The organism is Alitiscatomonas aceti, assembly GCF_025567195.1.
In the GTDB taxonomy this organism is placed as follows: domain Bacteria; phylum Bacillota; class Clostridia; order Lachnospirales; family Lachnospiraceae; genus Alitiscatomonas; species Alitiscatomonas aceti.
Map to the genome: position 1 here is coordinate 1 of NZ_JAOQJF010000056.1, position 9,485 is coordinate 9,485.

The 9,485-nt window shown below is 46.0% G+C and carries 7 protein-coding genes and 3 pseudogenes; all 10 read right to left on the reverse strand.

Annotated elements, in window-relative coordinates:
- Positions 1–94: 94 nt before the first annotated feature.
- A pseudogene (locus OCV69_RS15960) lies at positions 95–547 on the reverse strand (toprim domain-containing protein); the annotation flags it as partial.
- Positions 548–726: 179 nt separating this feature from the next.
- Complete coding sequence (locus OCV69_RS15965) at positions 727–1,767, reverse strand: Fic family protein (RefSeq protein ID WP_008791949.1); 1,041 nt, start codon at positions 1,765–1,767, stop codon at positions 727–729.
- Between the two features lie 234 nt (positions 1,768–2,001).
- On the reverse strand, positions 2,002–3,078 hold the full coding sequence (locus OCV69_RS15970) for a CD1107 family mobile element protein (protein WP_008791948.1): 1,077 nt from the start codon (positions 3,076–3,078) through the stop codon (positions 2,002–2,004).
- Positions 3,068–3,325, reverse strand: a complete 258-nt coding sequence (locus OCV69_RS15975) for a DUF4315 family protein (RefSeq protein WP_008791947.1) — start codon at positions 3,323–3,325, stop codon at positions 3,068–3,070. The genes OCV69_RS15970 and OCV69_RS15975 overlap by 11 nt, the downstream gene beginning before the upstream one ends.
- Before the next feature lie 13 nt (positions 3,326–3,338).
- A complete protein-coding gene (locus OCV69_RS15980) occupies positions 3,339–5,057 on the reverse strand; it encodes a C40 family peptidase (protein ID WP_158360262.1) in 1,719 nt (572 codons plus the stop codon).
- Between the two features lie 3 nt (positions 5,058–5,060).
- Positions 5,061–7,448 carry a VirB4-like conjugal transfer ATPase, CD1110 family gene (locus OCV69_RS15985; protein ID WP_158360264.1) on the reverse strand — a complete coding sequence of 796 codons (2,388 nt, stop codon included), beginning with the start codon at positions 7,446–7,448 and terminating at the stop codon, positions 5,061–5,063.
- The gene (locus OCV69_RS15990) at positions 7,408–7,842 is read right to left on the reverse strand and encodes a PrgI family protein (RefSeq protein ID WP_158360261.1); all 435 of its coding nucleotides are present in this window, start codon (positions 7,840–7,842) and stop codon (positions 7,408–7,410) included. Before OCV69_RS15990 ends, OCV69_RS15985 begins: the two co-directional genes overlap by 41 nt.
- A gap of 17 nt (positions 7,843–7,859) precedes the next feature.
- Positions 7,860–8,724 (reverse strand): annotated as a pseudogene (locus tag OCV69_RS15995) (VirB6/TrbL-like conjugal transfer protein, CD1112 family).
- A 25-nt stretch (positions 8,725–8,749) separates the two neighbouring features.
- Entirely contained in the window at positions 8,750–8,911 is a 162-nt protein-coding gene (locus OCV69_RS17055) for a Maff2 family mobile element protein (protein ID WP_087324782.1), read from the reverse strand.
- Positions 8,912–8,932: 21 nt separating this feature from the next.
- Positions 8,933–9,400: pseudogene (locus tag OCV69_RS16005) on the reverse strand (DUF4368 domain-containing protein); the annotation flags it as partial.
- Positions 9,401–9,485 lie beyond the last annotated feature (85 nt).

Consider the following 9,485-nt stretch of genomic DNA (forward strand, 5'->3'; position numbering starts at 1 on the left):
TGATTATCGTACACCATACGAAGCCCGGATGGCAGCGTAACTGATTCATGATATTTTTTAGCCACAAGTGTTACAAAAATGCTTGACCACAACAATATTCCGTTCCAGACCTGAGGTTTTCAAAGCCCTCCTTGATTGCTACATCTTCCATCGAGGAAATCCAAAGCCGCTCAAACGGCTTTCTGCACCCGGCTTTGTGGTACACCAACCGAAAGATCAGCTCGCCCTCACGACCGGCATCTGTTGCACACACAAGACTCGCAACATCTTCTCTGGCCATGAGCTTTTTCAGAATCCCAAACTGTTTCTTCGTACCGGCAGAAACCTCATACTGCCAGTCCATCGGGAAGATAGGAAGGTCTGCATAAGCCCATTTGCTGTACTTCGCATCATAGACTTCCGGCTGTGCCAGCTCCACCAAATGCCCTACACACCAGCTGACCACATATCCGTTTCCCTCTAAGTAGCCATCCTCACGCTTGGCAGCACCTAACACTTTGGCAATGCTCTGTGCAACCGAGGGCTTTTCAGCCAAAACTAATTTCATTTGCATCTGCTCCTTTCGCAAAAAAATTAGCAGCCACACACCGTAGTGCATGACTGCTATGTAAAAAGTTCGGAAAGAATTTTTGCAACCTGACACAATTTTCTGTTTTATAATCTCCGTCATCGTAAAAATATCTACCTCATCTGTATATGAAATGAGGTAGATAAATAATTTATGACTTAGATTTTTACATATCCTGTAGCCGGACCTGAACCGACCTTCGCAATGTACTCACTCTTAACTAAATCTGCCAGAGTGCGTTCCACCGTGGTTTTGCTTATATCAGGGTGAGCATCCATAATTTCTTTCTTTGTGATTTTACCAACTTTCTGATCAATCATCGCTTTAATTCTTTCGGGCTTAGAAAGAGTGCGGTTCTTTAAATGTTCTACACGGCTTTCAAATTCATTATATGCTTTCAGCATGATACCCAGATAATACTTAACAAAAGGCTCATAGCTGTTCTCATTTTCATGCCATCCTGTCGAACTTGCCTGCAATGCTTCATAGTAAGTTTCCTTTGTTTTTTCAATCAACATTTCCATGCTGACATATTTTCCTACAATATATCCTGCCTTATAGTACAAAAGAAGCGACAGTAAACGGCTCATGCGTCCATTTCCGTCATTGAAAGGGTGGATACAGAGGAAATCCAGAATAAACATAGGTATCAAAAGTAATCTATCAATTTTATCAGTATTCCATGCTTCTAAAAACTGTCTGCACAATTCATCCATAGCTTCCGCAGTCTGAAAGGCAGGAACCGGAATAAACCTTGCTTTCTGGTGACCTTCTGCATCTGTTTCTGCAATTACATTATCAGCATTTTTATATTCTCCACCGGAACCGGCGTAGGAATACAAATCACGATGAAGCTGTAAAATAATATTAGGTCTGGGCACAATATACTCATAGCTTTCGTGGATTGTAGAAAGCACCTCTCGGTAACCTGAGATTTCCTGCTCAGATCGGTTTCTTGGTTCTGCCTTTTGGCTGACCAATTCTTCCAATCTCTTATCTGTTGTATAAATACCCTCAATACGGTTAGAAGCACCTGTACTTTGAATCAAAGCGACTTCAAGAAGGGTTTTCAATTCATCAATATTAGCTTCCAAAAAAAGCTCTTGCTTACCTTTGTGCTCATGAATTTTTCCGATCATCTGCACAATTTCAGGAGTAAGCAACTTTTCTGGCTCTTTTATATAATCAAAAGCTCTCATGTTATCTACCTCATTTCAGAATTATCTACCTCATTTTACTCTAAAATGACGGAGATTTCAATGGGATGAGGCAGATAAATTTTCCAGTCACTATGACTGAAATAATAGTATGCACACCTACCACACAGCATATTCAAGAGATCGCTTTCAAAAACACAAAATATTTTATTTCTTGAAAGCAGATGCTATGTAAAGGCAATCCGAAGATTGCCCCAGGCATCAAGCCTATCCTGTTTACACAGGTTCATTATCATCTACATCGACGGAGCTATCTGCATCATCGTCCTCAAACTCCGGATCGTACCCATAGTCCTCATCATCGTCCACATAATCAGCATCCGGGTCAGGCTTTGCCGCTTCCTGTTCCTTCTTCTTTTCCTGGACTTTCTTAAATACGAAGAATCCACCACCACAGGCAAGCACAATCAGAGTAAGAATCGCTGGGAGCATATTCGAGGATTTTGGCTTTTCCTCCGGCGCCGGTTCTGTAATTTCAGGAACTGTTTCAACCACTTCCGGCTTTGTTTCCTCAATCGGCTTGGTGAACTCTGCAACTTCTTCCTCGTCCATCAGCTTGAGCAGGTCAGCTTCATCCACCTGATTCAGAAAATGCACGGTTTCCTCGCCCTTATCATCACGGTCAATGATGATATAGAAGTAGTTTCCGTTTTTGGTTACAGCAGTAATGAACTGCTTTCCACTTTTCGTAGGTGAACCAACATCGTCAACCAGAGTCAGATTGCCGTCAGGAGTAAGGGCAGGTTCGCTTGTGTCCGTGTTCTGCATGAACGCACTCATAAACATCATAAGCAGCGCCATATCCATTTCGCTGTTCTGTTCGGCTTTTTCAATCAGTTCCAGATAGTCACTGTGAACATAACCGTTCTTTTCAGGCACAGTGATCTGATACCAGTCACCCTCAACACCGACCACCACAACTTCCTCGCCGGGACGGAGCTGGTCGATGATTTCATAATTCATGCCTGCACCGGTACGCACATTCAAACGGGAACCGCTCGTTACCACCTTGCCAGTTCCCATGTTATTATCCTCGGATTCCTCTGCACCGTAAGTCCATTCTTTACCATTGAAAGAAAAAACCACCGTGCCATCCTCATTGACGGTCACGGTGTAGGGAACTTCCTCGGAAGTCTTATCTTCGGTCTTTTCAGGGACAGTTTCCACGGTTTCTGCCTTTTCCGTAGTAGTGGTTGTTGCACTCTCATCGGAGTAGGCAAACACCGTTGTCGAAAACACACCCATGCACATCGCAAGTGCCAGCAGCATGGCACTGAATCTCTTAAATCTCATTCTGCGTTTCCTCCTCATTCATAGTATTGATCGTATCAGGCTTCGGAGCCATATCCGCTGCAAACATACGGAGCAGCTCAGAAAGCTGTTCGGGATTCAGATTCGCAGCATGAACCATCTCGTGAATTTCGGAATTTTCCTCCTCACGGTATCTGCGTTCCAGATCTTTTACTCTGACATCCCATTCAGCCCGTTTCTTTCGAGCTTTCTCAAGGTCTGCACCAATTCTGTCTAATTTGGCACTCAATCGACATTCCTCCTTAGTTTTTGATTCTGCCGAAGCAGTAAAAATGTTGTTGCCAGTAATTCGATTCGATAGAAGCGTAGGAAATGGGGTTTCCGCAGTGGATCATCATACCATTGCCAACATAGATACCAACGTGTGATGCACCGGAGGTATCATAAGTGCCTTGGAAGAAAATCAAATCTCCCGGCTTGGCAGAACTTTTGGGAATAATATCGCATACGCCCATCAAACCGTTTGCGGTCAATCGTCCAACACTCCAACCGTTGCCACAGTGATTGATTACATAGGAAACAAACCCGGAGCAGTCAAAGGAAGTGGAGGGGCTGCTTCCACCCCACACATACGGGTATCCCAGATACTTCTCGGCTTCACGAATCATATTGGCAAATCGTGTGTCCGTCAGAGCTTCGCCCGGAATGTCATAGTCGGTGTACTCGCCGCCAGGGGTGGCGTAAATGTCATTTCCGAAAATATCCGGTCTGTTGCCCCTTGTCTGAAGCAAAATTCTATATCGCTCCATATCATCTTCCGACAATCCGGAATTTGAAATCACACTGTCCAAGCCCTTATTTCTGAGCTTCACTTTCAGAATATAATATTCGTAATCTTCTTCCTCTGTTGTTGTCTCTCCCGTTTCAGGATCAGTAGAAGATGTTGTTCGTGTACGAATCTCTACTACTTCTGTGAGGGTCAGCTCATATTGTTGCTCAAACAGCCATTGCAGGGTAGCCTGCACCTCATCTCTGGTGTAGTCCTCGAATTTTACCGTCAGATATGCCGCAAGCTCATAAGGATTGTGGTTGATTTCATCAAGGTCATACCGGTACTCGTCATATCCGCTATGAGTACGCTCGATATTATTGATTTCATTGCGGAGCGCAGCTTCCAAAGCCTTGTAATCATTGTCCGCACCGATAATATCTTCCTCTTTTGCGGTAAAAGAAGTTCCCAGAACGATCTGTGTGCCGCCTTGGAACATAGCCGAACAAGACGAGAACATCCCTGAGAGGATCATAAAAAGCAGTCCAGCAATCAAAACAAACAGGATCGTTTTAGAGTGTGTGGTGCAAAACTCCATCGCTTTCTCTGTAATCGTTTTGGTGCTTTGGGTTGCTTTCTTTGTTGCTTTAGCGGCAGTTTCTTTCGCTGTCCCTTTGCCTGCCTTCGCCGCTGCATACTCCTTTTTGATTGCCTGTTTTTGTTTCCATCGGGAAATGGGATTAGAAGCGGCATCGGGGTTGTCCTTTTTGAACTTCTCATACAGGGCATTTACATTTGCCTTATCTGATTTTTCTACCAGCTTTTCTGCCTTGTCGTAGGCTTTCAGCTTGTGGCTGTAAACGGCATGATCGACGGTATATGCAGTGGATTCAACAGCCTTGGTCGTTTCCTGCACAGCTTGAACGCCGATATTATCATCCTCATATTCTGACACCGCCTGATGTGCTTTGGATGTGAGCGTGACTGCGGCACCACGGCTTGCCATGTGCTTTGCCACAGATGGGCGCTCGATTTCCGTAAACTCCGCTTTTTCAAAACGGAGCTTTGCTTTACGGGAACCGGCTGCATCTGTTTCCAGCTTTAGCTTCGGCTTTGCCTTTTTGGAAGCCAATTTGTCTGCCGCTTTCTCAGCCTTATCAACCGCCTTATCTGCACGGTCGGCAGCTTTCTTCACACGAGAATCTGCAAGGTCATCTTCGGTAAAACGGAGTCGTGTAGGTCTTTTCGCCATACATTACGCCTCCTTTTCCTGTGCCACCTCGTTTAACTTCGTGGTCATAATGCGATACAGTTCCAGATCGGTCGGGAATCGGTCAATGAACGGAAGAATCACATTGCCATAGAACAGAAGTCCTTCGCCCTCACCGGAGTTAGTTACATAGGACAGCTGATGTGGCGAAATGTTCAGACGCTGTGCCAGAATACTTCGGTCATCGCTTGCCTGATTCAGCATATAGATGAAATCAGAGTTTTCGAGGATGTTGGCAATCTCCGGGGAACGAAGCAGGTCATTGACATTCTGGGTAATACCGGTCGGCAAGCCGCCCCATTTACGGAATCGCTTCCAGATTTCTACGGAATAGGTTGCCGTCTGTTCTTCCTTCAGAAGCAGATGGAACTCGTCAATATAATATCTGGTCGATTTACCGGCAGAACGGTTGGCAGTTACACGCCCCCAGACCTGATCCTGAACAATCAGCATACCGATTTTTTTCAGCTGATTGCCCAGCTCCTTAATGTCGAAGCACACCAGACGATTCTGAATATCCACATTGGTTCTGTTGTTAAACAGTTTCAGAGAACCCTTAACATAGATTTCCAAGGCGGTCGCTACATGGTGGGCTTCCTTTTCGTCCTGCTTCAGAAGGGCATCATACAAATCCTCAAGGATCGGCATATTCTCAGGGGCAGGATTGTCGAAATATCTCTGGTAAATCTGATGCACACAACGGTCGATAACCGTCTTTTCGATAGGCTGCAAGCCATCCTTACTGCCCATAATCAACTCACAGAGGGACAGGATAAAATCGGCTTTCAGTGCTACGGGGTTGTCATCCTCAGAGTAGTTCAGGTTGATGTCCATGGGGTTGATATAGTTGGTACTGGAGGAGCTGATTTTTACCACCTGACCATTGAACTTATGAACCAGAGCCGCATATTCCGCTTCGGGGTCGCAGATGATAATATCGTCATCCGTAACCAGGAACGCATTGGTGATTTCACGCTTTGCGGAAAAGGATTTACCGGAACCGGGAGTACCCAGAATCAGTCCGTTGGGGTTCTTGAGCTTCTTTCTGTCCACCATGATAAGGTTGTTCGACAGGGCATTCAGCCCGTAATAGAGCGTTTCTCCACCATTCTGGAACAACTCCTGCGTGGTGAAAGGCACAAAAATCGCCGTGGAACTGGTAGTCAGGCCACGACGAATTTCGATCAGGTTTTGTGCCAAAGGCAGGCTGCTCATCAGCCCGGATTCCTGCTGAAAATCCAAACGACGCAGATTGCAGTTATGCTTCTGGGCGATGCTTTGTGCCTGGAACACATTGTTTTCCAGTTCCTGCTCGGTGCGTCCGGTGTTTAGCACCAGAAACGTTACCATGAACATTCGCTCGTTCTGGCTCTGCAATTCTTTCAGAAGCGACTTCGCATCTTTGCCATAGGTAGCAAGGTCAGACGGGATAATGTCCATGTCATAGCCGGAACGCACCGCTTTTTTCTGTTCTTCGATTTTGGAACGGTCAAGCTCGGTGATGGTTCTCTTGATGGTCTTAATTGCCGCAGTCTGGTCAACTGACTGGATGTGCATGGTCACGATCTGCGTGGATTCCATATCCAAAAAGTCCGCCAACATACGGTCAGACAGGTCTGATGCCGTAATTGCCAGATAGGACATCGAACCGAAGATGCTGCCCATCTGGAAGGTGCGGTTGGTCTTAAAGGCAAATGCCGTCGGAGCAATGAAGTCCTTTACAGACAGCCCGGATTCCACAAGATACTTCCAATCGAAGAAGAACTTATCGTTATCGCCCATGTGGAACATGGAGTGCATCAGATGCAGCCGCTCTTTGCCGTTCATGGTGGTTGCAATGACACCCAAACGACGAAAGTTATTGAGCAGATCGTTTTCGATATGATTGAGTCTCGGCTTTGCCTGCCTCATGGATTCAGCTTCAATGCCGAATGTCAGGTACTTTGTTTTGGTCAAGCCGTTGTTGCCCTGAGCCAACTGCTTTTTCAGCATCTGACTATACTCGGCACGGACAGGATTGAAGCTGTCCTTCTTGAACGGGATGCGGATACTCTTTTCAAAACTCTCAGCATCGGTACTCAGGTTCATAAAGGAAAGCTCAAAGTGAATGGAGCTGTCAAAGAAATTCAGGAAACTGCACCACTCATCGAAGATGGCAGTCTTATCTTCCTGCTGTGCCAGCTGATAGTTGATGTCCTGAAACTGAATCGTCTTGGTGTAATAGCTGTCAGTGACACGGCAGATGCCATCCGGGAACATTCTCTGAAAGGGAATGGACTGTTGTGCAGTCTGCGGAATACCACTGTCTTTCTTTGCCCGTTCCACAACAGCTTTAATTTCTCGCTGCTGTTTCCGGTTCAGATTTGCAGGCATTTTGATGTTTCTTGCCTGCGGCTTCTTTTTGAAAAACAATTCGTTCAACCTCCTTTTCCAGTTTGTACTGACGCATCAAAGCGTCATAATAGTTGTCCGTCTGATAAGGGCGAACCTTGGGACGAACGAATTTAGTCTGAATAAAGTGTTCTACAACCACTTCCAACGGCTGTCCATCCTTTTCATACATTGCCAGGAAAAACAACGGCAACATGACGATCATCATGGACAGTGCTGCAAGGCTCACATTTCCGGTTGCTTTGACCAGAAAGAAAATCGGCACTCCGATGAGCGCCGCCGCACCAAAGCAAAGTAACTGCCGTTTCGTCAGATTGAAAAACACTTTTGTTTTCACCCTCGTCAGGTCACGAGGTACGGGAATATACGCTGCCAAACAATTTCCTCCTTCCCTTAGTGAGCGCTGAATACACCCTTCGCAAGCGAACCGGTCTTAAACAAGGTGAAGCACAAAAGGACGGTGTAGCCCATAACGCCCCAGATAGAACCGATGATGTCATCACTGAATGCGATAGACTGAATCAGCACCGCATAAATGCCTACGCAGATCATAATCAAGAATCCTTGGAATCCGATTGCAAACAGCGAACGCAGATAATTCTGTCCGATATTGCTCTGCTCTCTGTTTCCAAAAGTGGAAAGCGGAATCGGGGCAAGGCTGACCATCAGGTAAATTTCAATCATTCGACCGTAGACGATCACAAAGATGATGATTGCCAAAGCGGACATCGTGACCTGTACGATAAAGGATTGTAGGAACAAGCCAAGCAAAGGACCCAAATCCATTGCCATCAGCGTTTCTTCCATTGTTTCCAATGCCGAAGCATCTATGGCAGTATTTCCGGATATGATACCGGCGCTTGCGTTTATAACGTGCTGTGCCACATCGAACACAGCCATCGTGATATTGAATGTGTTTGTGATTAACATGACCGCAACAAAAGTCTTGAACACCCATTTGAAGAATCCAGGTTTCAAAATTCGCCAGATTGTTGTGGTCAATAATCATCTGAATTAGCTCATAACAGGCAATGAAGGTCAGAATCAAGCCTGCTATTGGGATAATCACTGACTCGGAGATGTTTCGTACCATGGCAAAGACACCCGGCGAAAAATTCGCCGGGGTCATGCCAACGGAGGTTGCTATCTCGCCAACCTGGTTGTTGACGGACTCAAACATCCCCGACAGATTTCCCATAATGGCTGAAACGAGCATTTCTTTCAGCCAGTCTGTGATCTGTTGGAGTATGCTGTCCAAAGGCGATTACCTCCTTGTTTTGTGATTAACCGAACAGTCCGGAGAGCAGAGGTACAAGGGTGGTGCCGATGAGGGCAACACCGCCGCCAGCCATGAGCTGCTTCATGCCCTGGGACTTTACTGATGTGCGATAAAGAAGTAATAGAAGTGTAAAAAATTTTGCCGTTCCTATCCGGCACTTGCGCATTGTGTCGGATAGGTCGGGCGGTTATTCGGGCAAGTCCACCTTGCCAACAAAAGAATAATAAATCTCAATGTCCTGTCTGCGGGTCTTGTTCTCGTCATAGCTGCACTCATGCACAACGATTTTCTCTACAAACTCCCGCAGCAGAGTAGGGGTAAGTTCTTCAAAGCTGGTATGCCGCCGGACAACATTCATAAACTTTTCTGCGTTCACGGTGGCTTCCTGTGCTTTGGAAAGCTCCGCTTGAATAGCAGCGGCTCTTTCTTTCAGCTCCCGTTGCTCTGCTTCATAGTCTGCCGACAGCTCTGTGAAACGCTCGTCTGATATGCGCCCGGTCACGCTGTCCTCATACAGCCGCTTGAAAATGGCGGAAAGCTCACCGATACGCTTTTCAGCGGCTTCCAGTTCCTTTTTCTTAGCGGCGTTCCTGCGCTTGCCCCCGTCCTCGTTCTGCTCAATTAAGAGCTTCATAAACCGGGCTTCATGCTTTGATGTTGTATAAATAAAGTTGACACCTTATTCTCAAAGAATTCATGTATAATAAAGAGAATAAGGAGGAACTTTCAATGTCACGTAC

What these genes read in the sequence shown, in the direction of transcription:
- OCV69_RS15965 (WP_008791949.1), bottom strand. Translation starts at nt 1,767, where the DNA reads ATGAGAGCTTTTGATTATATAAAAGAGCCAGAAAAGTTGCTTACTCCT.
- OCV69_RS15970 (WP_008791948.1), bottom strand. Translation starts at nt 3,078, where the DNA reads ATGAGATTTAAGAGATTCAGTGCCATGCTGCTGGCACTTGCGATGTGC.
- OCV69_RS15980 (WP_158360262.1), bottom strand. Translation starts at nt 5,057, where the DNA reads ATGGCGAAAAGACCTACACGACTCCGTTTTACCGAAGATGACCTTGCA.
- OCV69_RS15985 (WP_158360264.1), bottom strand. Translation starts at nt 7,448, where the DNA reads ATGCCTGCAAATCTGAACCGGAAACAGCAGCGAGAAATTAAAGCTGTT.
- OCV69_RS17055 (WP_087324782.1), bottom strand. Translation starts at nt 8,911, where the DNA reads ATGCGCAAGTGCCGGATAGGAACGGCAAAATTTTTTACACTTCTATTA.